Genomic DNA, 23,529 nt, shown 5'->3' with positions numbered 1-23,529 from the left:
GAGGAGGGTGCCGGGTGAGCCTGGTGGGGCTTTGTCCTCAACCACCGGACGGGCTTGCTCTTTTCGTGCCCGTCCGGCGATCGAGGTGGTGTCAGTCGTTCAGGTCCTCGCTGTTGATTCCCAGACCCGGGAGCAGGCCGGGGAGGAGCGGGGGCAGGGTTACGTCCGGCGTGGGCGGGGGGCTGATCCGGCCGTCGGCGGACGGGGCGGTGCCCTGGGGCGGGGTGCCGAGGAGGCCGTCCGTGCCGCCGATCAGGCCGTCGGACGGGGTGCTGCCGGAGGCCGAGGGGTGGGGCGCGGTGCTGGGGCCCGTACGGCCGTGCGAGGCCTCCGGTGACGAGGGCGCGGAGTGGTCCGTACCGGACGATCCCGTGGCCTGTTCCGTGGCGTCCGACTGCTGCGAATCCCTGTTCCTGTCCGGGGTGAGGGGCAGCAGCGACTGCAGCGGTTCGACCTCATCGTCTATGGCGTCGAAGACCGAGTTGACCTGGTCACCCACATCGGTCAGCTGTACGGGCAGCCGGTCGCGCAGGCTGCTCCAGCTGTCGCGGTGCGAGCGGGAGAAGGACTCCAGGGTCTGGATCGGGCCGATCGCGCCGTCCCGCTGGTAGGCCGCGTGGAGCAGGCGGTGGCCCTCGGTGGCGTCGTGCGTCATGCCGTTGAGCGTGCGCCTGACCTCGCCGAGCTGTTCGTGGTCGAGATCGCCGGAGCGGGCGCGCTCCATCAGCCGGCGGGCCTCGCTGAGCCGGGTCGATGCCTGGTCGAGGTAGACCTCGCCGCGGTCGGCGTCGCCGCTGGCCATGGTGAGGTGGATGTCCTCCATGCCGCGCTTGAGCCCGTACAGGGAATCACCCGGCAGGGCGTCGGAACTGGCAGCGGCCACTCCGCCGAAGGCCCCCGCCGCCACACCGACGGTGAGCCCGCCGGCCGCGAGGCCCTTCGCCCAGCGGGAGCGCGGACGCAATTTCCGGAGCGGGGAGGCCCGGTGGGCCCCCTTGGTCCGTTGTTCGGGCACCGTAGGGCCCGTGGATTCGCCGCCCTCGGCGAACATGGCCTCCATGGCGGCGACGAGCTGGGCTCGCTGCACCACTTTGACTTCGGGATCCAATTCGGGCCGCGGTAGCTCACCGAGGCCGTTCGCCAGGGCCAACAGCGTTCCGTGGTCGGCCGGTTCGGCCGGTTCCTCGGGCTGTACGGCCGCCGCACCGCGGAGCGACTGCTCCTCCAGGGCCTGGGCGAAGGCGTTCGCCCGCCGGTGTGCCGAAACGTTCGCGATCACTGGCGGCACCTCCTCTCGTCATGACGGTCGACTCCCCTGAGGGTCCGGAAGGTTGCACACCTTGAGCGCTTCCACACGAATGAGTGTCGGCGGACTTGGAGTGACGACAGGGGGTCTGCAACCGGCACAACGAGGGGCGCGGCACATGGGTTACGCAGAAAGATGATCGGACCAGTGCGTGATGAATATATCGCCGAGAGTGATTCGGCCGGGGTGGGGTCAGCGGGCGTCGTCCGGAAGGAGCCGGGCGAGGGTGCGGACGGCGCGGTACTGCAGGGTTTTGATCGCGCCCTCGTTCTTGCCCATGACCCGGGCGGTCTCGGCGACCGAGAGGCCCTGCAGAAAGCGCAGGGTCACGCATTCCTGCTGCTGGGGGTTGAGTCGGCGCACGGCTTGCAGCAGTGCGGCATTGGAGAGGGACTCCAGGACGGAGTCCTCGGGGCTGCGCTCGACCTCGTTGGCGTCGAGCATTTCGCCGGTGGTCACCTCCAGCCGGAAGCGGCTGGATTTGAAGTGGTCGGCGACCAGGTTGCGGGCGATCGTGACCAGCCAGGCGCCGAAGTCGCGGCCCTGCCAGGTGAAGGTGGAGATGCGGCGCAGGGCGCGCAGGAAGGTCTCACTGGTGAGGTCCTCCGCCGTCGCCTTGCCGCCCACGCGGTAGTAGATGTAGCGGTAGACGGTGTCGCTGTACTGGTCGTAGAGACGGCCGAAGGCGTCGGCCTCGCCGGCCTGTGCGCGCTCGACGAGATCCATCATGCGCGCGCTGTCGCTGTCGGCGGTGGGCCGGCGGACGGTGGACGTAGTAGTTGCGCCGCGGTTGCTGCGTCTTCCGACCGCCGCACCGCGTTCGGCCAGGGCGTAGCAAGGGCCGACAAGTGCAGGGGTGGCAAATGCGGGTACGGCGTACGCGGTGGGGACGAAGCCGCGCAAGCGGTCGGCGACCGTTGCGCGGAGCGTAGCCAGGCCCGAGGCGTCAACCCCGACGTGTGGGTACACGGGACTCCCAGAGGCAGAGCTTCCATCACGTGCAGTACGAAACCGTCACTCGTCGTAGTGAGTGGTGGGTTCCGGAATGCGTCTGAGGAGAATAACGCTTCGTACAGGCAGTGCTACACCCAGTTGCTAAAATCACCGATTACGTCGCTTCTGTAGCGACTAATCGATGCATCAAGTAGCACATCGTGACCGGTTATTGATCGGATTGGTTCGGGATCTGCCTGCGGGCGCGACAGGTTGTGGTCGGGTGCGAGCAGTCCGACTGGCGGGAACGGCCGGTGGGCAAGGGGTCCCGATCGGCGGCGGGTGTCCGGGCGTGGCTCGGCGGCCCCCGGCGGGGAACGGGCGGGGGTGCGTCAGCGGCGGCGGCGGTGCAGGGCGACGGCGGCCGCGGTGCCGCCCGCGAGGGCGCCGACCCCGGCCGCGGCCGGGATGCCGACCTTGGCGGCCTTGCGGCCCGTCCGGTAGTCCCGCAGCCGCCAGTCGAGGGCGCGGGCGTGCTTGCGGAGCTTGGCGTCCGGGTTGATCGCGTACGGGTGGCCGACCAGGGACAGCATCGGGATGTCGTTGTGCGAATCGCTGTACGCCGCGCAGCGGTCGAGGTCCAGGCCCTCGGCCGCGGCCAGGGCGCGGACCGCCTCGGCCTTCGCGGGGCCGTGCAGCGGCTCGCCGACCAGGCGGCCGGTGTAGACGCCGTCGACGGATTCGGCGACGGTGCCGAGCGCGCCGGTCAGGCCGAGGCGGCGGGCGATGATCGTGGCGGTCTCCACCGGGGCGGCGGTGACCAGCCAGACCCGCTGCCCGGCGTCCAGGTGGGCCTGGGCGAGGGCGCGGGTACCGGGCCAGATGCGGTCGGCCATGTACTCGTCGTAGATCTCCTCGCCGATGGACATCAGCTCGGAGACGCGGTGGCCCTTGACGATGGACAGGGCGCTGTCGCGGGCGTCCTGCATGTGCTCCGGGTCCTCGACGCCGGCCAGCCTGAACCAGGCCTGCTGCCAGGCGAACCGGGTCAGCTCGCGGCGCTGGAAGAACTTCCGCTTGTACAGGCCGCGGCCGAAGTGGAAGATCGCCGCGCCCTGCATCACGGTGTTGTCCAGGTCGAAGAAGGCGGCGGCCCGGTCGTCGCCGACGACGGGGAAGGCCGGCTCCTCGGCCGTGGTGGGGGCGGAGCTGCCCTGATCGGTGGCGGAGGGCTGGTCGTCGGGGAGTTCGCCGGGGAGGGCGGACTTCCGCGCTGCCTCAGCTGCTGCCTCGCCTGCCAGCACGCTCCGTGCTGTCGCGGGGCGCCTACGGGGTGTGAGCCATCCAAGAGCGGCCATGTCGTGAGCATAGCCAGTCGGTTCGTCCGTTCCGGACCTCTCGGGATGCCGTGCCGTGAACTCTCGGCTGCCGATTTGTTAAACGGGCGATTCGGGGCGTAACGGATCACGGGTGGGGCCGGCGCTTCTTCTGCTCGGGGCGGCGGGCCCGTTCGGCGCAGAATGAAGGCATGAGTGCTCTGTTGCGACGTACGAGGAAGAAGCCCGCGGACCGGGTGGTGACCCTGGTCGGGAAGCCCGGATGTCACCTCTGTGACGACGCGAGGGCAGTGGTGCAGGAGGTGTGCGAGGAGACCGGCGCGTCCTGGGAGGAGAAGGACATCACTCAGGACGAGGAGCTGCACCGGGAGTACTGGGAGCAGATCCCGGTCGTCCTGATTGATAACGAACAGCACACGTTCTGGCGGGTGGACCCGGCGAGGCTGCGCAGCGCACTGCTTTCGTGAGTGAAACCCGGTTACCATCGTGGGCGTTTTGAGTGATCTCGGGGGAGTGGTTGTGAGGAGTGTGTGCCGCTTTGCCCCCTTCGGGCCTGCAACGGGCCGATGCGATCCTTGGTTCCGGGATCGCGCGACGAATGTGCGTGACCCCGGTCACTTTGACCGGACAAAACGGACACTATCTTTGTGCACGTGTTCACAAAGACATAGCCTGCATTCGACGGGGCGGTCCTGCTGCATACGGCCGCCTGCAGCCCCGCTCATCCCGCAGGAGCACCGTGGCAACTGGCCGAACTCACCGACCGGCGACCCGTAGCCGAGGAATTCCCGAGGCCACCGTCGCCCGACTTCCGCTGTACCTGCGCGCACTGACCGCGCTCTCCGAGCGCTCGGTCCCCACGGTCTCGTCCGAGGAGCTCGCCGCGGCGGCGGGGGTCAACTCTGCCAAGTTGCGCAAGGACTTCAGCTACCTCGGGTCCTACGGAACCCGTGGTGTCGGGTACGACGTCGAGTATCTCGTCTACCAGATCTCCCGCGAGCTCGGCCTCACCCAGGACTGGCCGGTCGTGATCGTCGGTATCGGTAACCTCGGCGCCGCGCTCGCCAACTACGGCGGTTTCGCCTCCCGTGGTTTCCGGGTCGCCGCGCTGATCGACGCCGACCCCGCGATGGCTGGAACGCCCGTCGCCGGGATCCCCGTTCAGCACGCCGACGAGCTGGAGAAAATCGTCAGCGAGAACGGCGTGTCGATCGGCGTCATCTCGACCCCGGCCGGTGCCGCGCAGCAGGTCTGCGACCGGCTCGTCGCCGCGGGCGTCACCTCCATCCTGAACTTCGCGCCGACGGTGCTCTCCGTGCCCGACGGCGTCGACGTCCGCAAGGTCGACCTCTCCATCGAACTCCAGATCCTCGCCTTCCACGAGCAGCGCAAGGCCGGCGAGGACGTCACCGAGAGCAGCCCGGACGCGGCCGCACCGCCCGTGCGCGCCGCCATCGGCAGCCGGAAGGGACCCGACGGGGACATGCCCGCCGTGATGCCGGCATGAGTCTTCTCGTAGTGGGGCTGAGCCACCGAAGCGCCCCCGTCTCCGTACTGGAACGGGCCTCGCTGGCTGCCGAGACGCAGGCCAAGCTGCTCCAGGACGCCCTCGCCGCGGAGCCCGCGGCCGAGGCCGCCGTGCTGGCCACCTGCAACCGCATCGAGCTGTACGCCGACGTGGACAAGTTCCACGCGGGCGTCGCCGAGCTGTCCACGCTCCTCGCCCAGCACAGCGGCGTCGGTCTGGACGAGCTCACTCCGTATCTCTATGTGCACTACGAGGACCGGGCCGTCCACCACCTCTTCTCGGTGGCCTGCGGGCTGGACTCGATGGTCGTCGGCGAGGGCCAGATCCTCGGCCAGATCAAGGACGCGCTGGCGCGGGGGCAGGAGCTCCACACCGCCGGCCGGCTGCTGAACGATCTGTTCCAGCAGGCCCTGCGGGTCGGCAAGCGTGCCCACAGCGAGACCGGGATCGACCGGGCCGGGCAGTCGCTCGTCACCTTCGGTCTCGAACAGCTCGCGGCCGGTGCGGACGTCACCGACTGGGCCCGGGGCAAGCGCGCGCTGGTGATCGGCGCCGGCTCGATGTCCTCGCTGGCCGCCGCGACGCTGGCCCGTGCCGGTGTCGCCGAGATCGTCGTCGCCAACCGGACCAGGGCCCGCGCCGGCCGGCTCGTCGAGATCCTGGGCCAGCCCGGCGGTACCGGAGTGGCCGCCCACGCCGTGGAGATGGCCGCCGTCGCCGACGAACTGACACGTGCCGACGTCGTCGTCTCGTGCACCGGTGCGACCGGTCTCGTGCTGACCGCCGAGGCCGTCGCCGGAGCGCTCGGCCTGGCCTTCGACTCCGCGCACGAGGCGCCCGCCGCCCCCGTCCCCGCGCCGCCCGCCGCCCCCGACCGGCATGCCGCCTGGGTGGAGAACGGCACCGCCGGTACGGTGCGCCAGGCCGTCCGCCGGGCCACCGTGCCCGCCCAGGGCGCCGGCCCCGTCCGCCTCGCCCTGCTCGACCTCGCCATGCCGCGCGACATCGACGGCGCCACCGCCCGCCTCGACGGAGTGCGCCTCGTCGACATCGAGTCGCTCGCCGAGGCGTCGGCGGACGCCCCGATGGCCGCCGATGTGGACCAGGTGCGCACCATCGTCGCCGACGAGGTCGCCGCCTTCGGCGCCGCCCAGCGCGCCGCCCACATCACCCCGACCGTCGTCGCCCTGCGCACGATGGCCGCCGGAGTGGTCGCGGGCGAGATCGCGCGGCTCGACGGACGCCTCCCCGACCTGGACGAGAAGCAGCGCGCCGAGATCTCGCAGACCGTGCGCCGCGTCGTCGACAAGCTCCTGCACGCGCCCACCGTGCGGGTCAAGCAGCTCGCCAGCGAGCCCGGCGGCGCCGGGTACGCCGATGCGCTGCGGGAACTCTTCGACCTCGACCCGCAGACGGTCGCCGCCGTCTCCCGGGCAGACCTGAACGACCCGAATCGAGGGCGGTCATGACCGACAACTCACCCCAGCGCGCGCGGACCGACGCACCGCTCCGGCTGGGTACCCGGCGCAGCAAGCTCGCCATGGCGCAGTCCGGCCTCGTCGCCGACGCGGTCAGTGAGGTGACCGGGCGCGCCGTCGAGCTCGTCGAGATCACCACGTACGGCGACATCTCCCGGGAGCACCTCGCGCAGATCGGCGGCACCGGTGTGTTCGTCGCCGCGCTGCGCGACGCGCTGCTGCGCGGCGAGGTGGACTTCGCCGTCCACTCGCTCAAGGACCTGCCGACCACCCAGCCCGAGGGCCTCGTGCTGGCCGCCGTACCGGTGCGCGAGGATCCGCGCGACGTACTGGTGGCGCGGGACGGGCTGACCCTGGAGCAGCTGCCGTCCGGTGCCCGCATCGGCACCGGCTCGCCGCGCCGCATGGCGCAGCTCAACGCGTACGCCCGTAATCACGGCCTCGACATCGAGACCGTGCCGATCCGGGGGAACGTCGATACGCGTATCGGATTTGTCCGAAGCGGGGAACTGGACGCGGTGGTACTCGCCGCGGCCGGGATCAGCCGCCTCGGCCGGACCGGTGAGGTGACCGACTTCCTGTCGGTCGACACCGTCCTGCCCGCTCCCGGTCAGGGAGCACTGGCGATCGAATGCGCTGTGACCAGCGCGGACCTCGCCGCCGCGCTCGCCGAGCTCGACGACCCGGTCACCCGGGCCGCCGTGACCGCCGAGCGTGCCCTGCTCGCCGCCCTGGAGGCCGGTTGTTCCGCACCTGTGGGTGCGCTGGCCGACCTCCTGGTCGACGGACAGGCTGTCAACGAACTGCGCCTGCGCGGTGTCGTCGGTTCCACCGACGGCTCCTCGCTGGTACAGATGTCCACCACCGGTCCCGTCCCCACGTCGCACGACGACGCGGCGGCCCTCGGTCGCGAACTCGCGGCCGAGATGCTCGCCAAGGGTGCGGCCGGTCTTATGGGGGAGCGAGCACTTTGAGCCCCACCGGCCCCGCCGCATCCGAATTTCCGACCCTGTCCGCACAAGGGCACGTCACCTTCCTCGGCGCCGGTCCCGGCGACCCGGGACTGCTGACTCTGCGCGCCGTCGAGGCACTCGCGAGCGCGGACGTCCTTGTCGCCGAGCCGGACGTTCTCGGCGTTGTTCGCTGCCATGCGCGGGCAGCCGTAAGCACGCCCGAGCTGACGGTTGTTGACGCGCAGTCAACAGCCGCCGGTGTTCCCGTTCTCAGGGATGCGGTCAATCTTGTCATGGAGGCAGCGAAGGGCGGCAGGCGGGTCGTTCGTGCCGTCTCCGGCGACCCGGGACTGGACGGGAACGCCGGCGCCGAGATGCTCGCCTGCGCCACCGCCGGTATCCCCTTCGAGGTCGTGCCGGGAGTCGCCAACGTGGTGGGCGTGCCCGCGTACGCCGGTGTGCCGCTGCGGGACGCGCAGGGCGCCGACGTCCGGTTCGTCGACGCCCGCACCGCCTCGGACCGCTGCTGGACCGAGGTCGGCGCGAGCGATGCCACGGCCGTCGTCTCGACGACCCTCGACTCGGTGGCCGCAGCCGCCGGTGAGCTGGTCGCGGCGGGCCGCAAGCCCGACACCCCGCTGACCGTGACGGTGGCCGGTACGACCACCCGCCAGCGCACCTGGACGGCGACCCTCGGGACGATCGCCCAGGTCCTGAAGCAGGCGAAGGTCCTCCCGTCGCCGGACGGGCACCAGCCCGTCATAGCCGTGGTCGGTGAGTGCAGTTCCGCCGCCCGGCGCGACCAGCTCGCGTGGTTCGAGTCCAAGCCCCTCTTCGGCTGGAAGGTGCTCGTCCCGCGTACCAAGGAGCAGGCGGCGTCGCTCTCCGACCAGCTTCGTTCGTACGGTGCCGTGCCGCACGAGGTCCCGACGATCGCCGTCGAGCCGCCTCGTACGCCCCAGCAGATGGAGCGCGCGGTCAAGGGCCTGGTCACGGGCCGCTACGAGTGGATCGCCTTCACCAGCGTCAATGCCGTGAAGGCCGTCCGGGAGAAGTTCGAGGAGTACGGGCTCGACGCCCGTGCCTTCGCCGGGATCAAGGTCGCGGCCGTCGGCGAGCAGACCGCCGCCGCGCTCGTCGACTTCGGTGTGAAGCCGGACCTGGTTCCGTCCGGTGAGCAGTCCGCCGCCGGTCTGCTGGAGGACTGGCCGCCGTACGACCCGGTCTTCGACCCGATCGACCGCGTCTTCCTGCCGCGCGCCGACATCGCCACCGAGACGCTGGTGGCCGGGCTCATCGAGCTGGGCTGGGAGGTCGACGACGTCACCGCGTACCGCACGGTCCGCGCCTCGCCGCCGCCCGCCGACACGCGTGAGGCAATCAAGGGCGGCGGTTTCGACGCGGTGCTCTTCACCTCGTCGTCGACCGTAAGGAACCTCGTCGGCATCGCGGGCAAGCCGCACAACGTGACGGTCATCGCGTGTATCGGCCCGGCGACGGCGAAGACCGCCGAGGAGCACGGGCTGCGCGTCGACGTCCTGTCGCCGGAGCCTTCGGTGCACAGGCTGGCCGAGGCCCTCGCCGAGTTCGGTGCGCAGCGCCGGGAGGCGGCGAAGGAGGCCGGTGACCCGGTGACGCGGCCGAGCGAGCGGCGTCCGGGGGCGCGGCGGCGTCGCACGACGACCTGACCGGTCCGTTCATGGGTGTCGGGGGTCCGGCTGCTTCGGCAGTCGGACCCCTGTCCGTTTTTCCGGCACAGGTGTCGGTAAGACCATGATGTGTACGGGGCTAATCTCGAAGGATGACTGTGTACGGAAACTTCCCCGGCTCCCGCCCCCGGCGGCTGCGGACGACCCCGGTGATGCGGCGCATGGTCGCCGAGACACGGCTTGACCCGGCGAACCTGATCCTGCCCGCGTTCGTGCGCGAGGGCATCGACGCGCCCGTCGCCATCTCGGCCATGCCCGGTGTCCAGCAGCACACCCTGGACACCCTGCGGAAGGCCGCCGTCGAGGCGGTGTCGGCCGGGGTCTCCGGGATCATGCTCTACGGCGTTCCCGTGGACGAGAAGAAGGACGCCCGGGGCTCGGCGGGCACGGACCCGGACGGGATCCTCCAGGCCGGTCTGCGCGCGGTGCGCGAGGAGGTCGGTGACGAGCTCGTCGTCATGTCGGACCTGTGCCTGGACGAGTACACGGACCACGGCCACTGCGGTGTCCTGACCGCCGACGGCCGCGTCGACAACGACGCGACGCTGGAGCGGTACGCCGAGATGGCCCAGGTCCAGGCCGACGCGGGCGCCCATGCGGTCGGCGCCAGCGGCATGATGGACGGCCAGGTCGGCGTCATCCGTGACGCGCTGGACCAGACGGGCCACGAGGACGTCTCGATCCTCGCGTACACCGCGAAGTACGCGTCGGCGTTCTACGGGCCGTTCCGTGAGGCCGTCGGGTCGTCGTTGAAGGGGGACCGCAAGACGTATCAGCAGGACCCGGCGAACACCCGTGAGTCCCTGCGCGAGCTGGCGCTCGACCTGGCGGAGGGCGCCGACATGGTCATGGTCAAGCCGGCCGGTCCGTACCTCGACATCCTCGCGAAGGTCGCCGACTCGGTGGACGTGCCGGTCGCCGCGTACCAGGTCAGTGGCGAGTACGCGATGATCGAGGCGGCGGCGGAGCGTGGCTGGATCGACCGGGACGCGGCCATTCTGGAGAGCCTGACCGGGATCCGGCGGGCCGGGGCGCAGATGATCCTGACGTACTGGGCGACGGAGGCCGCGCAGCGGCTGGGGCGGCGCTGAGCCCGGTCTTATCGAAGTGGCCCGGCCCGTGGACTTCACTGCGGGGCCGGGCCTTCGTGTGTGTGTGTGGGTTTCCTGGGCGCGGGGCGAAACGGTGCCGGTTTTCCTCTTCGGCGTGTCCCTCCGGCGGACTGAGGCGTCCCATCCCCTTGACGGTCATCCGATGTATTTATAGCTTTCGGCGCGGTAGTCCCCTGTAATGCGGGAAAGTTGCGCACAGACATGGGATGCCTGGCTTCGTGGTACATCAATCAGGCCTGACCGTCGATGAGGAGTGCCCGTGCGCACTGTCCCAGGTTCGTGTCCCAGCCGCCGAAACCCTGCCTCGGCGCTGACTGCCGTCGTGGCCACCGCCGCGCTGGGCGCCGGGCTGGCCGTACTGCCCGTCGTCCCCGCCTCCGCCCAAGGCAAGGGCGGCGCAGCGGTCGTCTTCCACGTTTCGCCCACCGGCAGCGACCGGGCCAAGGGCTCGGCGGCGAAGCCGTTCCGGACGCTGGAACGGGCCCAGAAGGCCGTCCGTACATTGCTGCGCAAGGGCGTGCGGGAGCGGAGACCGGTCGATGTCGTGGTGCACGGTGGTACGTACCGGCTGCGGTCCACGCTGAATTTCACCGCCGCCGACTCCGGTACCGCCAAGGCTCCCGTCCGGTACGTCGCCGCGCCCGGCGAGCGCGTCGTCATCAGCGGCGGCCGTTCGCTCGCACCTCGCTGGCGGTCCTACTCCGGCACGATCAAGGTCGCGGACATCGGAGCCGGCCTCGACTTCGACGGGCTCTTCGTCGACGGGCAGCGCCAGACGCTCGCCCGTTACCCCGACTACGATCCGGACACGGCGATCCTCGGCGGGTACGCGGCGGACGCCATCTCCGCGCAGCGCGTGGCCCGTTGGAAGAATCCGACGACGGCGCTCGTGCGCGGTCTGCACGACGGGATGTGGGGCGGGAACTCCTTCAGGGTCACCGGTGTGAAGGCGGACGGCACACCCGAGCTGGCGTGGGTCGGCGACAACAACCGGGGCAGCGGCCTGCACGACACGTACCGCATGGTCGAGAACGTCTTCGAGGAGCTCGACGCCCCCGGCGAGTGGTTCTACGACAAGCCCGCAGGGAAGCTGTACTTCTATCCCCCGGCGGGGACCGACCCCGAACGGGCCCGTGTCGAGACGGCCGAGCAGAACGAGCTGATCCGGGTGGAGGGCAACGGGCCGGGCGATGCCGTCCGCCACCTGACCTTCTCCGGTTTCACCTTCGCCCGGACCCACCGCACGCTCTTCAACACGCCGTACGAGAAGCTCCAGCTCGGCGACTGGGCCCTGGCGCGAGCGGCGGCGGTCCATCTGAAGAACACCGAGAACGTCTCCGTACGCGACTCGCACTTCGACCAGCTCGGCGGCAACGGCCTCCTGATCGACGGGTACAACAGCCACGACGTCGTCTCGGGCAACGAGTTCAGCCACTCGGGGGCCTCCGACATCGCGGTCATCGGCAACCCGGACGCGGTCCGTGAGGCGTCCACCTGGGACAGTATGCGCCGGACCATCAGCGACACCCGACCCGGACCGAAGACCGAGAACTACCCCCGCAACATCAGCATCCGGGACAACTACCTGCACGACAACGGGCAGTTCGAGAAGCAGACCTCCAATGTGCAGATATCGATGAGCCGCCGGGTCACCGTCGACGGCAACACCATGCACGACGGTCCTCGCGCCTGCGTCGACATCAACGACGGCACGTGGGGCGGCCACCTCATCCAGAACAACGACATCTTCAACTGCGTCAAGGAGACGTCCGACCACGGCCCCTTCAACTCCTGGGGCCGGGACCGCTTCTGGCCGCTGACCGCCGACGACGCCACGAAGAAGTCGTACGCGAAGCTGGACGCGATGGAGACCACCGTCATCCGCCACAACCGGATCCGGCACTCCTCGCACTGGGACATCGACCTCGACGACGGCAGTTCGAACTACCTCATCGAGGACAACCTGCTGCTCAACGGTGGGGTCAAGCTCCGCGAAGGCTTCCACCGGACGGTGCGCAACAACGTCTTCGTCAACGGCGGCGCGCACTTCCACGTCTGGTTCGCGGGCAGCGGCGACGTCGTCGAGAAGAACGTCTTCGTCACCGACACCCCCTACAGCCTGATCCAGGTCGACATGGCCAGGAGCAGGCCCGTCATCAACGACAACCTGTTCTGGAACAACGGAAATGCCGTCCAGGGCGTCGACGACGCCTGGAAGGCGAACGGACTGGACACCCGCTCGTCGATCGCCGACCCGGAGTTCACGGGTGCGTCGCCCTTCACGGACCCGGCAAAGCTCGACTACACCGTCGGGCCCGACTCGCCCGCCCTGGCCCTCGGCTTCCACAACATCGCGACCGGCGGCTTCGGCAAGGCCGGATCCCCCACCCCGCCGCCGCTCACCTGGCCGACCAAGACTCCTGACACCGACACCCTGGACGCCCTTCCGGAACCGCTGCTGGGCGTGCCAGTGACACGGATCTACTCCGACGCGATCAAGTCCGCCACCGGGCTGACCGACACCAACGGTCTGCACCTGGCTTCCGTGCCGGACACCTCGGAGGCGTACCGGCAGGGACTGCGCGCCAATGACGTCATCCGGGAGATCGACGGCCGGCCGGTCACCGACCGCAACAGCTTCTGGCTCGCGTACAACCAGGCCGCTCCCGGAGCCGACGTCGCGCTGAAGGTCTGGCGCAATCAGGCGTCCACCGACGTGACCCTGCGCAGGCCCACCGGTGGGGAGCAGATCAACAACACGTCCGGTGTCGTCTACACCGGTACTGGTTGGGACTGGAAGAACAGGTACCGGGGCGGCGCGGGCGGCTGGGCCGACGACGTGCATGCCACCCAGACGGTGGGGGACTCCTTCGAACTCGCCTTCAACGGGACCGCGATCGATCTCATCACCCAGGTCAACACCGACGAGGGCGAGGTCGAGCTCTTCATCGACGGCCGGTCCGTGGGCACGATTGACAACCACAACGCCACGCGCGTGCACCAGAAGACCGTCTTCAGCACGGCCGGGCTCGCCCCCGGTGCGCACACCCTCAAGGGCGTCATGAAGACGGGCGACTACATGATCGTGGACAGTTTCCGGATTCAGTAGCGAAGACCCTGGTTCGACGACACGGCCCCGGCATCGGGCTTCCGGCCCCACGCCGTCAGGGTGCGGGCCGCCGCCCGGCCGAGGTCGCGGTCCCGGGTGAGGGCGCGCAGTACGTCGGTACGGGCATCGCTCGGGCCCGCCTCCTCGACGGCGGCCAGGGCGTTGTCCCGTACGAGGGGGTCCTCGTACGGCTCCAGGGAGGCGGCCAGGGCCTCGTGGACCGCCGGGTCGTCGGCGTAGGGACCGAGCGCCTCGGCCGCGTACTGGCGGACCAGGTCATCCTCGGGGTCGTTCAGCGCGGTCAGCAGGGCGTGGGCGGCGGTGCGGGCGGTGGCCGGGTCGGACGGGGGCCACAGGCGCAGGATCGTGGCGGCCTCGACGCGGGCGAGGTCGTACTCCTGCGGGTCTGCGACGACCGCGATCAGGAAGGGCAGCGCGTCGGGGGTGCCGTCCAGTTCCGCGACGATCTCGCGCTTGCGGTCGCTGGTGGCGGGCAAGGCGCGGAACTCCTCGATGAGGCGGTCGAGGCCGTTGGGGCGGTCCGGCGGCGGGTTCATGCGGGGTTCCTCTCGGGGCCGGTCGACCAGGGCCATGCATGTTACGTATGCGGTGAACGTCGTGCCGGGAGCGTCCCCGTCGCTCGTCACTCGGGCTTCGGGATCCGGGATCCGAGCCTCGGACCCGTTGGTTCACTCGTGCGGGGTACGGGTCGGGGGTGCGGCCGGGCGTTGAGCTTCGGGATTCGGGTGTCGGGATTCGAGCTTCGGGATTCGACTTCCGGGATTCGAGCGACTTCTGTAACCGGTAGGTAGAAAAGGGAGGTTGGGAAAACCTCCCCACCTCCCCGACCCGTCACGGCCAGCAAGTATGACTAATCGTGACAGCTTGCGGCGCGCCGACGCGACTGCTTACGGTGCGAGAACTAAACGACCCCGACGCGGTGTTGTAGCACCGTGCCGGGGTCTCACCCCAAGATCGAATCGAGCGATCTCGTGGCTACCCAGAACTTTAGCCCTGCCCTGTGCGCGCCCGCATCCTCGGCTTCGTACCCGATGGCCAAGCCCGGTTACGGTAAGCGGTCCGCCCCGGACCAACCTCCCCGTCGTGCCGACGACTTCGCGCTGCTGCCCGAGCGGGAGCGGTATGTCGCCGGGTTCGTCGACCATCTGCCCGACGGCGCGGCGATGAACGTGAAGACCCTGGCCAAGCAGTTGCCGCTGTACGGGCAGCAGGCCGTCGGCAGCGCCCTGACCGCTCTGTCGGTGGCCGGTCACCTGCGCCGTGTGCGTCGCCTGGTGGGCGAGGGCGACCAGGTTCGGTGGGTCTTCCGCACGTTCTGGTCCCGCCACGCGCGCGACAACGAATGGTGGGCCGATTACCTCGCCGCCGAGGACAACCTGGCCGGGGCCGGGGCCGGGGCTGAGGGGGAGCCTGAACCGGCGACGACCACGCCTGCGCCGCCCTGGGCCCCCACGGAGCCCGCGGTCCCGGCGTCGCCGTCCCCGGCCGCCGCCGCCGACGCGCCGCTGCCGTCCCTCGTACCAGCTGCACCGCCGCAGCCCGAGGCGGGACCCGCGCCTGCCGCGTCTGCCGCACTTTCGCGGCCGAACTCGGACCGCCCGTCGCCCGAGCACCCGTCGCCCGCGTACCTGGCCCTGGCCCAACTCGGCCGAGCTGACCACCGGCTGGCCCTCTCCGCCGCCGACTGCGAGGCACTGGAGGGACGCGCCACCGAATGGCTTGCACGCGGTGTGAGTACGGACTACCTCACCCAGGCACTCACTGCAGGACTTCCCGCCCAGGTCGACTCGCCCGTCGGTTTCCTGCGCCGTCGGCTCAACGACAAGATCCCACCCGCCTTGCCCGCCGCCCCGGAAGCCCCCGTCGTCCCCGCCCACCGCGTCATGGTCGAGTGCACTCAGTGCGGCACCCCCGGCCGCCCCGACGCGCTTCCCGACGGGCTCTGCCGCCCTTGCCGCCAGGCCGCCCACGGCTCAGCCGTCACCCCGGATGCCGTCACCGAGCCCGCCATCGAACGTGATGTCCGCGCCTACGTGAGCGAACTTCGCGACCTGCTCAAGGTCCCCTGACGCCGCAGCTGTCCGAGCGGCAGCGGTAAGACTCTGGAGGCTCAGGGCCAGTCGATCAGTGCCATGAACGCCACCCAAGCGATGAACACCGTGCTGGGTGCGAGCACGGCGAGCGCGAGGCCTGTCGGCGGCCTGCGCCTGCTGAACGCCCAGCTCGCGACGAGTGCGATCAACGCCAGAACCAGGCCGCAGCAGAGAACGGTCCAGGCGGGATCGAAGCTGGTGTCGAACCGGTCGGAGTCGGCCTCCGAGCAGGAGTCGCAGGCCATCGGCGAGAGCCCGCCGAAGACCAGGGCGAAGAACGCTAGCGGGAGCGTCACGACTGTGGAGACCAGTGACGCGATCCAGACGCGGGAGGAGGGGCGGGTGTCCGTGGTGTCTTCGGGCATGCGTGCGATTCAATCGGGTAGTCGAATACGGCACATGAGTCGTCGTACTCATCTGCTGGGTGTGGGAGCGTGACGCTTCGTACGGTGGTCTGTCCTGTGCCACGTGTCCCCGACAGCACGCATCTCTTCGGTGGCGCGGCTACAGCGGCCCGCACCGGTCGCCCGGCGGCGTTCAAGACCCGACCCGTGGCCGTCTCGCTGGACCGCGTCAGGTCAAGGCGGTGTGCAACGCCTGCAACTCGGCCTCCTTGGCGCCGTGCGCCAGGAGATAGCCGGGCACCGACCCGTAGTGGCTGCGGATCCAGATCATGGCGTGGAGCAGGTGGGTCGCGGTGACGGGGCGGGTGCCGTGTCCGGTCCGAGCCGCAGCCGAAGCCTCGGTGAGGCCCAGGGAAGTGTTCGAACGGAGGAAGTCCTCTGTGATCTCCGCTTCGGAGGCGTTCAGAAGAGTCTGAAGAATGGCGACGGTTACCCCGGTGCGGTCCTTACCGGAGGCACAGTGGACAAGTGCGGGCAACGCTCCGGGAACGATGAGCCGACGGATGATCGCAACCGTCGAACGCCCGGCGTGCTCGGCCATGGAGGGGTAGAGCTCTCCTTGGTCCTCGGGCCACCGCTGCTCGGCGAAGACGGGAAAGTGACTGTGTTCGTACCCGAGGTCGTGCCGCATGTCGGGTCCGGCCGTCACCTCCGGCGTACTGCGCAGGTCGATCACGCTGCGCAGGCCGAGTGCCTTCAGGTTCGGGGCGCCTTCCGGTGGCATGGCGTTCAGGGCGCCGGAACGGTAGAGAGCCCCGTGGCGAAGGGCCCCGACACCACCCGCATCGCGGAAGTTCCGGACGCCTGGAAGATCGCTGAACGCGCAGTCGGGCAGGTTTTCAGAACGTGTGATCACAAAACGAATATATGAGACCCGATCCGGCTCGCCGGTGACGGTGCCTTGCCGCACGGCCACCGGTTCGCACGCCGCTCACCTCTCGCCCGGGCTCCGCCGGGCCGGGCGAGCCTCGGGATCGGCCGGACAGGCGCCCGGCCGACGAGGGCGTGTGTCGAAAGCGGATCACGGTGACTTGCTTGCGCTTACGTCAGAGGTAATCGTCCTGGCTTGCCTGCGCCGGTAAGAATGGGGTTCTCTCCGCGTCGACTGGACGTGGATCAGGACGGGGAGGCCAGCCATGCCCATTGCCGCACCTCAGAACACGCGCACCGTTGTCGAGGAGCTGTTGAGCAGGATCGGGGAAGGCGACCCCGAGCGCATCGCCGAGCTGTACGCCGAGAGGGGCGACTGGAAGCTGGACTGGCCGGAGGCCGAGCACGGCCGAACGGCCACGCCGTGGATCCGTCACCGGTCCACCCGGGCCGACGCGGCCGCTCACTATCGCGAGCTTGCCGAGCACCACGTGCCTGAGCACGTGGCGACCGAGATCGAGCGCATCCTCGTCGATGGCAACGACGCGGTTGTGCTCGGCGAGATTCGTCAGACCGCCCGGCCCACCAGGCGTGCGTATCGCGCGCGGTTCGCCCTGCACCTTACGGTCGAGGACGGCCTTGTCACCCGGCACCATGTCTACGAGGACAGCCTGGCGGTCGCCCAGGCATTCGAGGTGGAGAGCAGGTGACGGCCGCCATGACGGCGGCGAAGTCGTTGGTCACAGCCACTTGTTGACGGCAGCGACGAGGACGGTCGCTTCGTAGCGCACGGCGAGATTCTCGGAGCGGGTGGCCACCGCCCGCTGTCGGCGGCGGAGCAAGTCAGTCAGCACACCTAGTCCCACCAGAACGACCAGGTCTCCTGGTTCAGCACCATCTTCTCGGCGTACACATCCAGGTCGTACGGCGGGTTCTGGTTGATGTTGTCCGGGCAGAACGCGAAGTGCTCGGCGGCGAGCGCCCGTGCCTCGGCGAGGGTGGTGGGCGGGCGTCCGACGGACACGGTCAGGGTGTCGAAGCCGAGCACCACGACCCGTATGCCGAAGCGGTCCTCCCAGGAGCGGAGCACGGCGCAGAGCCGGGCCACGTCGTCCTCGTGGTTGACCGGTCCCGACCAGCCGATCGCCGCCGGGATGTCCGCGCTGCGCCGGGCCGGGACGAGGGCCGCCCGCGTACCGGGGAACCAGCCGTCCGGGCCGACGCACTCGTCCGCGATCTCGGCCGCCAAATCGTCCGGGCCGGACTGCCCGTCGACGGACGGGGCGGGTGCCAGGCCCGGCCACTCGTCCTCGGCGGCGTCGAGTTCGTCGGGCGCGCAGTCCGCCCAGTACTCGCCGAGTACTTCCTCGGCGTCGTGATCACCGGGGTACGACGTCCTGTCCGGGGAGAGGTCCCAGGTGTCGGGCCACTGGTCGCGTTTCCCGCCGTCGATCAGTACGGGAATGAGCCCGACCGGCCGGCCCGCCTCACGCAGCCCGGCCCACGTCCCGTGCGACGCGGGCTCGTCCCCGTACCAGAGCAGCGGCTCGTGCCATACGCCGTCGACTGTGGCGTCCACCAGTGAGCCGGGCGGGAGTTGGATCCCTGACGTGGTCAGGGACGGGAGCGGGTTCGGGAGCGTCGCCATGACCGCGACTCTAGACGCGGCCACTGACAACGCCGGGATACGACCGGGGCTACGGGTGTGCGCGGACTACGGCGAACGCGGTGCGAGCGGTGGTGCCGTGGGGCAGCGGCACGTCTGCGGTGACGTGGCCGAGTGTCTGCCCAGCGGTTTCCTGGCCGGGCTGGAGAACTCGGTTGATGTGGATGGTCAGCCGGCGTCCGTCGGGTGCTGTCTCCACGAGGATGTCCGTACCGCTCGGGTCGTCGGTCACGGTCGTGGAGGCGATCGTCACCGTTGCGCCGGTCTCCGCGAACCAGCCGGTCACGGACGGGTCGGGGGCGTTGCTCGTGCTCTGCATCTGCGGCTCGGCCGCACCGACGATCAGCGCGAACAGCTGGTCGACGAGGACCGGGTCGCGCGTCCCGTCGTACACCCACCGCTTCCCCAGCACTCCGTGCTCGGTCGTGCCGATGAGTGCTTCGTCTGCGCCCGGGATCGGTGCGCCGCGGTAGCTGAACGGCACGTGGTACGTGACTGGTTGGTCGCCCGAGGTGTCGGTGGCCGCCATGAACTCGATGCCGACTTCGCCCTCCGGGTCGTCCAGCCGGAATCCGCCGGTCCTGGCCAGCTCGGGCTGCTGCCCCGCCTTGCCGCGGTACCAGGGCTGCGCGGGCAGCCAGGTGGCGAGGAGTTCCAGCTTGGTGGGCGCCAGTGTGGTGCGGTGGATGACAGCCATGGTGGTGGTGATCCCTCCCGTGGGGTCAGACGAGTCGCCGGTCGGCGGCGAAGCCGGCGAAGGCCGTCCAGGTGGCGGGCGCGACGGTGAGGGTGGGGCCGTCGGGGTTCTTGGAGTCGCGGATGTGGATCGCGGCGGGGTGCGCGGCGATCTCGACGCACTCGCCACCTTCGCTGCCGCTGTAGCTCGACTTCTGCCAGTCGTAGGCGACTTCGAGGCACGCGCCGCCCTCGTCGCCGCTGTAGCTGGACTTGAACCACTTACGTTCAGTGCTCATTGCTCTCCCAGCAGACGGTCCAACAGGCCCACGGTGTCTTCAGGGCTGAGGGCCTGAGCTCGCAGCATCGCATATTTCTGGGCGAGGATGCTGACCTCATCGGGGTCTGAGACGAGCAGACTGCCACGCTGTGTCTCGGAGTAGGCGACGTGCTGGTAGTCCGGTGTCTCCAGCAGGATGAAAGGGCCGTTGAGCCCGGCATGGGTTCGGCGATTCAGTGGGAGGACCTGGAGGCAGACGCCGGGGAGCGCGGTACATGTCCGCAGGTGTTTCAGTTGCTCCGCATGTCCCTCGTCGTCGAGGAGTTGAAGCATCAGGACCGGTTCCCAGACGACGAAGCTGATCGTCGGAGGCTCCGGACGGTGCAGAATCTCGTGGCGCTCCAGCCGGGACGTTGTCTGGATCGCCACCTCGTCCTTGCTGAACACCGGGACTCGGTTGCGGAACACCGCCCGGGCGTAGCGCTCCGTCTGGAGAAGTCCGGGCATCACCTGGTTGTCGTACCAGGACAGCGCCAGGGCCTCCCGCTCCAGGTCCAGGTACTGCTCGACCCACGCCGGAATCAGGTCGACCTCCGGCATGTTGTCCACCGCTGTCTCCAGCGCCCCCTTTGTCTCCAGCAGGTCGTCCAACTGGCGGGCCAGAGCGGGCAGTAGCGTGCGTCTGCCCTGTTCGATGGAGGCGATCGTCTCCACCTGGTGGCCCACCCGGTCCGCGAGTTGGGCCTGGGTGAGGTTGGCCGCGATGCGGAACACGGCGACCAGTTTGCCCACGAGTTTCATTGCCGACGCGTTCTTGCGCTGCCGCTTCCTGGGGTGCATACGGTTCGAACTCCCACCTACGTGCGTACTTCACGCGCGCACGGCCCGTACAAGAAATGTGTACGGGTGCGCATACTGTGACAGAATAATCACGGAGGGTGACTCTCGTCTCATGAACGAGACGATGCAACTCTCGCTGCTGCGTGAGCGGTTCTACCGGCGTGAGCGCCGATCGGTTCCTGCGGCAAGGGAGTTCGTACGGGGAGCGGTCACCGACTGGGGGTTCGGGGCGCGGCTGGACGACGTACTGCTGTGTGTGAGCGAGCTGTCCACCAACGCGCTGGTGCACGGGGTGCCGCCGGGGCGGGGGTATCGGGTGCGGCTGCTGCTGCGCGAGGAGGGGAAGTTGCTGCGGGTCGAGGTCCACGACAGCGGTGACGGGCGGCCGGGAGTACGGGAGCCGGACGGGGAGTCGGGGCGCGGGCTGGTGATCGTGGCGGCGCTGGCGGATCTGTGGGGGGTGGGGGAGCGGAACCCGGGCAAGGTGGTGTGGTGCGAGTTCGGGTAGGGCGCGGTCAGCCTTGCCGGCGGAAGTCCAGCATGTAGAAGACCTTGTCGTAGCGGCGTTCGCCGACGGCCACGAACTCGGGGAGGCGGCCGTATTCGGTGAAGCCCAGCGACCGGTAGAGGTGCAGGGCGTTGGCGTTGTCGCCACGGGCGTCCAGGGTGAGGACCTCGATTCCTGCCTCCCGGGCGTCGGAGATCAGGGCGGCGGTCAGCGCCCGGCCGATGCCGTGACCATGGGCAGTGGCGTCCACCGCGAGCTTTTCCAGATCGGCGTGCGGCCGATGGGTCGGCCGGGTGTAGCGGAGCCAGTACCCCAACCCGACAAGCCGACGGTCGAGGTAGGCGGCACGCAGGGCCGCATCCCCGGACTGCGAGGCGGAGACGACGTGGCCGAGAAGTTCCGCCACCTCGTCCCGCGAGGGTGGTTCGAGCCAGCCGAGCGCGGCACCTCCACCGACCAGGTCCGCCAGGATCCGGTGGGCCGACTCCGCGAACCGGGCCTTCAGCGCAGGATCGGCGTTCAGCTCCGCGGCGTCAAGGATGGTGTGTTCGGTGGTGACGTCGCTGGTCGTGTTCGGATTCATGGCCGGCAGCCTAGTCAGGCCATGTTCCGGCCGAGATGCGCGTTCCCCTGTCCGTGAGGCGGGCAGGGGAACGCGCATCCGTAGCCGTGGCGTTACGAGGCGGTCGGTACCGCCTCGTGTGCCGCCGGGGCCTGTGTCCGTCCCTGGGCCAGGGTCTGTGCCCTGCCGAGGCAGTGGAGGCGGGCCGTGCACGCGATGCCGATTGCCGAGATGACCACCAGCATCGCGGCCGGCGGCCAGTAGTGACCGCCCGCGGCTGGCGCGAGGGAGACCGGGGCGAGGGGGGCGGCGGACCGCTGACCATTCCCCCGGCCGAGACCTGCGAGTACACCGCCCGACAGCTCGCGGGCGACGCGGACGCGGACACCGACCTTCAGGACGATGTCGCCTACGACCTGGCATGGGCGGCCATGCTGCGGCTGCCGGACCGGGTGGCTCCGGACTACCGGGACTGAGAGGGAGGATCTCCGAGGGTCCTTGAGGGCTTCGGGCAGAGGGGCCGGGTCAGAGCTTCTTGCCGCACAGGACGCGGTCGTTCGTGGCCTTGTGGGAGTCGAAGAGCGGATTCTCGGTGAAGACGGCATCGGCCTTGTAGTCGCACGGATCGCTGAAGCCGCCGAGGGGGATGTCCTCAAGGATCTTCGTGATCTTGTAGGTCGCACCGCCCTTCCTGCCCTTGGTCCGGCAGGCGACCTCCCCGACCGCGTCACCGGTCTTCGATCCGCCGCGCACGCAGTCGCCGACCTCGATCCTGGGGCCGCCGCCCCCGCCGGGGTCGCCGGGGTGCGGAGGCTTCAGGTTGCGCATGCAGGCGTAGCCCTCACCCGTCACCGGCGTGCCCTCCAGAAGGGCGAGACTGACCGGCACATTGATCGCGAAGTCGGTGTGCTGCGAACACACGGTGGCCGAAAAGGGCTCGGAGATGCCGATGTCCGCCCGGTCGGTGACCTCGGCGACGGCCTCGGGATCCTTGCAGGGAACCTCACGGTAGGCCTCCGGCCGGCCGCGCACGGGTTCCGCGCACTCGTTCTCGGCGAGGTACTCCGTGCCGTAGGACGGGTTCACGCTCGGGGTCGGCGAGGCGGTCGGGCTGCTGGATTCGGTGCCCGACGCGCGGTGATCCGCCACCTTGCCGCAGCCGGTGATCAGCACCAGCGAAACGGCTGCGGCGACGGCCGCGGTGGCTGCCGCCGTGGCCCGTATGCCCGATGCCGTCGGTCTGTCACCACGCGTCGTCCGCACGCCGCCCCCCTCAGGTCTCGATCTCCGAATTCTACGATCTGCTGCCTGCGGGGGACGGCGAATTGGTGGTCCAGTGGGTGAAGCGCGCTCAGTGGCTCAGTAGGTGAGGGCGTCGGCCATGTCGCTCTGCCAGTAGGTGACGAAGCCGTTGTCGTCCCAGAAGGTGTCGGACGGGAGCGCCAGGTTGACCGGGGTGCCCGAGGAGCCTTCGAAGTTCCGGCCGGAGAAGTTCACCTGAAGGTGCGTGGCCTCGCGTGGGGCCGGGCCGGCGCCGGGCTCTCCGGTCAGGCCGATGGCGGCGTACGCGGACTGGCCCGGGTCGAGCGTCACGACGGCCTGCGGCCGGCTGTCGTCCAGGATCGGGAAGACGGCCTGCGCGTCGTCGAAGCGGAGCTTGGGTGCGTAGTACGCGTAGCAAGGGCGGTCGCCCGTGTTGGTCAGGGTCAGCAGCAGGTGGTTGAGGGGGCGGCTCACCGTGCTGACGGTGGTTTTGGTGTTCCCGCCGTGGCAGGTGACGGGGGTGCGGACGGGGGTGTCGCCTGCCCGGTCCGTCGAGCCGTCCGTCGAGCGGGTGGTGTTCTTCGCGTCGCTCTTGGCGGGGGGAGCGGTGTTCTTGGGCGTGTTGCTTGTGCCGGTGCCGGTGCCGGTGCCGGTGCTGGTGCTGGTGTCGGTGGTCTTCTCCTCCGGAGAGGCGGTCGCCGCCGGGGGCGGGGACTGCTTGACGGCCGTGTGTGCCGCCGGAGCCGCCGAGCCCGCCTTGGCGCTTGCGCTGCTGCCGTCCTCGCTGCCGCACGCGGTGAGGGAGAGGGCGGCCAGGAGGGCGGTGGCGGCGAGGACGGTGGTGCGGATGCTGTTCCTGCGCATGGTGGTACTCCCCGTGAA

At 69.8% G+C, this 23,529-nt stretch carries 24 protein-coding genes; 11 read left to right on the top strand and 13 right to left on the bottom strand.

Annotated features, from left to right (window positions below; translation table 11 throughout):
• Window positions 1-91: 91 nt before the first annotated feature.
• The 3 genes from ACFVV1_RS08335 to ACFVV1_RS08325 all read right to left on the bottom strand — a co-directional run bounded on the left by ACFVV1_RS08335 (window position 92) and on the right by ACFVV1_RS08325 (window position 3,597).
• Window positions 92-1,279 carry a DUF5667 domain-containing protein gene (locus ACFVV1_RS08335; RefSeq protein ID WP_389986300.1) on the bottom strand — a complete coding sequence of 396 codons (1,188 nt, stop codon included), beginning with the start codon at window positions 1,277-1,279 and terminating at the stop codon, window positions 92-94.
• A 219-nt stretch (window positions 1,280-1,498) separates the two neighbouring features.
• Complete coding sequence (locus ACFVV1_RS08330; RefSeq protein ID WP_389986297.1) at window positions 1,499-2,275, bottom strand: ECF subfamily RNA polymerase sigma factor, BldN family; 777 nt, start codon at window positions 2,273-2,275, stop codon at window positions 1,499-1,501.
• Window positions 2,276-2,631: 356 nt separating this feature from the next.
• Window positions 2,632-3,597 carry an HAD family hydrolase gene (locus tag ACFVV1_RS08325; RefSeq protein ID WP_389986294.1) on the bottom strand — a complete coding sequence of 322 codons (966 nt, stop codon included), beginning with the start codon at window positions 3,595-3,597 and terminating at the stop codon, window positions 2,632-2,634.
• 170 nt (window positions 3,598-3,767) lie between these two features.
• On the opposite strand from ACFVV1_RS08325, the gene ACFVV1_RS08320 reads away from it, so the two are divergent.
• The 7 genes from ACFVV1_RS08320 to ACFVV1_RS08290 all read left to right on the top strand — a co-directional run bounded on the left by ACFVV1_RS08320 (window position 3,768) and on the right by ACFVV1_RS08290 (window position 13,465).
• Window positions 3,768-4,043 (top strand): glutaredoxin family protein, encoded by a 276-nt coding sequence (locus ACFVV1_RS08320; protein ID WP_389986291.1) that lies wholly within the window; start codon window positions 3,768-3,770, stop codon window positions 4,041-4,043.
• A 272-nt stretch (window positions 4,044-4,315) separates the two neighbouring features.
• Window positions 4,316-5,083, top strand: a complete 768-nt coding sequence (locus ACFVV1_RS08315) for a redox-sensing transcriptional repressor Rex (protein WP_389986289.1) — start codon at window positions 4,316-4,318, stop codon at window positions 5,081-5,083.
• Entirely contained in the window at window positions 5,080-6,573 is a 1,494-nt protein-coding gene (locus tag ACFVV1_RS08310; RefSeq protein WP_389986287.1) for a glutamyl-tRNA reductase, read from the top strand. The genes ACFVV1_RS08315 and ACFVV1_RS08310 overlap by 4 nt, the downstream gene beginning before the upstream one ends.
• Window positions 6,570-7,556, top strand: coding sequence for a hydroxymethylbilane synthase (gene hemC / locus ACFVV1_RS08305; RefSeq protein WP_389986284.1), 987 nt, complete (start codon window positions 6,570-6,572; stop codon window positions 7,554-7,556). Before ACFVV1_RS08310 ends, hemC begins: the two co-directional genes overlap by 4 nt.
• Entirely contained in the window at window positions 7,553-9,223 is a 1,671-nt protein-coding gene (locus ACFVV1_RS08300) for a uroporphyrinogen-III synthase (RefSeq protein WP_389986281.1), read from the top strand. Before hemC ends, ACFVV1_RS08300 begins: the two co-directional genes overlap by 4 nt.
• Before the next feature lie 113 nt (window positions 9,224-9,336).
• On the top strand, window positions 9,337-10,335 hold the full coding sequence (gene hemB, locus ACFVV1_RS08295; RefSeq protein ID WP_389986278.1) for a porphobilinogen synthase: 999 nt from the start codon (window positions 9,337-9,339) through the stop codon (window positions 10,333-10,335).
• A gap of 280 nt (window positions 10,336-10,615) precedes the next feature.
• Window positions 10,616-13,465 carry a right-handed parallel beta-helix repeat-containing protein gene (locus ACFVV1_RS08290; protein ID WP_389986275.1) on the top strand — a complete coding sequence of 950 codons (2,850 nt, stop codon included), beginning with the start codon at window positions 10,616-10,618 and terminating at the stop codon, window positions 13,463-13,465.
• Here the strand turns inward: ACFVV1_RS08290 and ACFVV1_RS08285 are convergent.
• A complete protein-coding gene (locus tag ACFVV1_RS08285; protein ID WP_389986272.1) occupies window positions 13,459-14,022 on the bottom strand; it encodes a HEAT repeat domain-containing protein in 564 nt (187 codons plus the stop codon). The genes ACFVV1_RS08290 and ACFVV1_RS08285 overlap by 7 nt on opposite strands.
• Before the next feature lie 435 nt (window positions 14,023-14,457).
• Here ACFVV1_RS08285 and ACFVV1_RS08280 point away from each other — a divergent pair, with 435 nt between their 5' ends.
• Window positions 14,458-15,555 (top strand): MarR family transcriptional regulator, encoded by a 1,098-nt coding sequence (locus ACFVV1_RS08280; protein ID WP_389986269.1) that lies wholly within the window; start codon window positions 14,458-14,460, stop codon window positions 15,553-15,555.
• Between the two features lie 41 nt (window positions 15,556-15,596).
• On the opposite strand, the gene ACFVV1_RS08275 is transcribed toward ACFVV1_RS08280, so the two are convergent.
• Complete coding sequence (locus ACFVV1_RS08275; protein ID WP_389986266.1) at window positions 15,597-15,944, bottom strand: hypothetical protein; 348 nt, start codon at window positions 15,942-15,944, stop codon at window positions 15,597-15,599.
• Window positions 15,945-16,152: 208 nt separating this feature from the next.
• A complete protein-coding gene (locus ACFVV1_RS08270) occupies window positions 16,153-16,893 on the bottom strand; it encodes a tyrosine-protein phosphatase (protein WP_389986263.1) in 741 nt (246 codons plus the stop codon).
• 226 nt (window positions 16,894-17,119) lie between these two features.
• On the opposite strand from ACFVV1_RS08270, the gene ACFVV1_RS08265 reads away from it, so the two are divergent.
• A complete protein-coding gene (locus tag ACFVV1_RS08265; protein ID WP_389986260.1) occupies window positions 17,120-17,563 on the top strand; it encodes a nuclear transport factor 2 family protein in 444 nt (147 codons plus the stop codon).
• Between the two features lie 146 nt (window positions 17,564-17,709).
• On the opposite strand, the gene ACFVV1_RS08260 is transcribed toward ACFVV1_RS08265, so the two are convergent.
• Genes ACFVV1_RS08260 through ACFVV1_RS08245 form a run of 4 tightly spaced genes read right to left on the bottom strand, consistent with a single transcriptional unit; the run spans window position 17,710 to window position 20,275 of the window.
• Window positions 17,710-18,501: a DUF4253 domain-containing protein gene (locus ACFVV1_RS08260; RefSeq protein WP_389986257.1), complete on the bottom strand. Its 792-nt coding sequence runs from the start codon at window positions 18,499-18,501 to the stop codon at window positions 17,710-17,712.
• Between the two features lie 49 nt (window positions 18,502-18,550).
• The gene (locus ACFVV1_RS08255) at window positions 18,551-19,216 is read right to left on the bottom strand and encodes a 1,4-alpha-glucan branching protein (protein WP_389986255.1); all 666 of its coding nucleotides are present in this window, start codon (window positions 19,214-19,216) and stop codon (window positions 18,551-18,553) included.
• A gap of 25 nt (window positions 19,217-19,241) precedes the next feature.
• On the bottom strand, window positions 19,242-19,493 hold the full coding sequence (locus ACFVV1_RS08250; RefSeq protein ID WP_389986252.1) for a DUF397 domain-containing protein: 252 nt from the start codon (window positions 19,491-19,493) through the stop codon (window positions 19,242-19,244).
• Complete coding sequence (locus ACFVV1_RS08245) at window positions 19,490-20,275, bottom strand: Scr1 family TA system antitoxin-like transcriptional regulator (RefSeq protein WP_389986396.1); 786 nt, start codon at window positions 20,273-20,275, stop codon at window positions 19,490-19,492. The genes ACFVV1_RS08250 and ACFVV1_RS08245 overlap by 4 nt, the downstream gene beginning before the upstream one ends.
• Before the next feature lie 151 nt (window positions 20,276-20,426).
• On the opposite strand from ACFVV1_RS08245, the gene ACFVV1_RS08240 reads away from it, so the two are divergent.
• Window positions 20,427-20,822, top strand: a complete 396-nt coding sequence (locus ACFVV1_RS08240; RefSeq protein ID WP_389986250.1) for an ATP-binding protein — start codon at window positions 20,427-20,429, stop codon at window positions 20,820-20,822.
• 7 nt (window positions 20,823-20,829) lie between these two features.
• Here the strand turns inward: ACFVV1_RS08240 and ACFVV1_RS08235 are convergent, their stop codons facing one another.
• Window positions 20,830-21,405 carry a GNAT family N-acetyltransferase gene (locus tag ACFVV1_RS08235; protein WP_389986247.1) on the bottom strand — a complete coding sequence of 192 codons (576 nt, stop codon included), beginning with the start codon at window positions 21,403-21,405 and terminating at the stop codon, window positions 20,830-20,832.
• 242 nt (window positions 21,406-21,647) lie between these two features.
• Here ACFVV1_RS08235 and ACFVV1_RS08230 point away from each other — a divergent pair, with 242 nt between their 5' ends.
• Window positions 21,648-21,860: a hypothetical protein gene (locus ACFVV1_RS08230; protein WP_389986244.1), complete on the top strand. Its 213-nt coding sequence runs from the start codon at window positions 21,648-21,650 to the stop codon at window positions 21,858-21,860.
• A 49-nt stretch (window positions 21,861-21,909) separates the two neighbouring features.
• Here ACFVV1_RS08230 and ACFVV1_RS08225 read toward each other — a convergent pair whose 3' ends face one another.
• Window positions 21,910-22,647, bottom strand: a complete 738-nt coding sequence (locus ACFVV1_RS08225; RefSeq protein WP_389986241.1) for a hypothetical protein — start codon at window positions 22,645-22,647, stop codon at window positions 21,910-21,912.
• A gap of 96 nt (window positions 22,648-22,743) precedes the next feature.
• A complete protein-coding gene (locus tag ACFVV1_RS08220) occupies window positions 22,744-23,511 on the bottom strand; it encodes a DUF4232 domain-containing protein (RefSeq protein WP_389986238.1) in 768 nt (255 codons plus the stop codon).
• Between the last annotated feature and the right edge of the window lie 18 nt (window positions 23,512-23,529).

The sequence above is a fragment of the Streptomyces sp. NPDC058092 genome, from assembly GCF_042884935.1.
Taxonomy (GTDB): domain Bacteria; phylum Actinomycetota; class Actinomycetes; order Streptomycetales; family Streptomycetaceae; genus Streptomyces.
Note: the sequence above shows the minus strand (reverse complement) of the source record. Positions and strands in the feature narration are given on the sequence as shown.

Excerpts from the sequence above, each read along its gene's own strand:
- ACFVV1_RS08235 (WP_389986247.1), bottom strand. The coding sequence starts at position 21,405 with ATGAATCCGAACACGACCAGCGACGTCACCACCGAACACACCATCCTT.
- ACFVV1_RS08310 (WP_389986287.1), top strand. The coding sequence starts at position 5,080 with ATGAGTCTTCTCGTAGTGGGGCTGAGCCACCGAAGCGCCCCCGTCTCC.
- ACFVV1_RS08275 (WP_389986266.1), bottom strand. The coding sequence starts at position 15,944 with ATGCCCGAAGACACCACGGACACCCGCCCCTCCTCCCGCGTCTGGATC.
- hemB (WP_389986278.1), top strand. The coding sequence starts at position 9,337 with ATGACTGTGTACGGAAACTTCCCCGGCTCCCGCCCCCGGCGGCTGCGG.
- ACFVV1_RS08260 (WP_389986257.1), bottom strand. The coding sequence starts at position 18,501 with ATGGCGACGCTCCCGAACCCGCTCCCGTCCCTGACCACGTCAGGGATC.
- ACFVV1_RS08220 (WP_389986238.1), bottom strand. The coding sequence starts at position 23,511 with ATGCGCAGGAACAGCATCCGCACCACCGTCCTCGCCGCCACCGCCCTC.
- ACFVV1_RS08285 (WP_389986272.1), bottom strand. The coding sequence starts at position 14,022 with ATGAACCCGCCGCCGGACCGCCCCAACGGCCTCGACCGCCTCATCGAG.
- ACFVV1_RS08250 (WP_389986252.1), bottom strand. The coding sequence starts at position 19,493 with ATGAGCACTGAACGTAAGTGGTTCAAGTCCAGCTACAGCGGCGACGAG.
- hemC (WP_389986284.1), top strand. The coding sequence starts at position 6,570 with ATGACCGACAACTCACCCCAGCGCGCGCGGACCGACGCACCGCTCCGG.
- ACFVV1_RS08265 (WP_389986260.1), top strand. The coding sequence starts at position 17,120 with ATGCCCATTGCCGCACCTCAGAACACGCGCACCGTTGTCGAGGAGCTG.
- ACFVV1_RS08240 (WP_389986250.1), top strand. The coding sequence starts at position 20,427 with ATGAACGAGACGATGCAACTCTCGCTGCTGCGTGAGCGGTTCTACCGG.
- ACFVV1_RS08320 (WP_389986291.1), top strand. The coding sequence starts at position 3,768 with ATGAGTGCTCTGTTGCGACGTACGAGGAAGAAGCCCGCGGACCGGGTG.
- ACFVV1_RS08245 (WP_389986396.1), bottom strand. The coding sequence starts at position 20,275 with ATGAAACTCGTGGGCAAACTGGTCGCCGTGTTCCGCATCGCGGCCAAC.
- ACFVV1_RS08325 (WP_389986294.1), bottom strand. The coding sequence starts at position 3,597 with ATGGCCGCTCTTGGATGGCTCACACCCCGTAGGCGCCCCGCGACAGCA.
- ACFVV1_RS08255 (WP_389986255.1), bottom strand. The coding sequence starts at position 19,216 with ATGGCTGTCATCCACCGCACCACACTGGCGCCCACCAAGCTGGAACTC.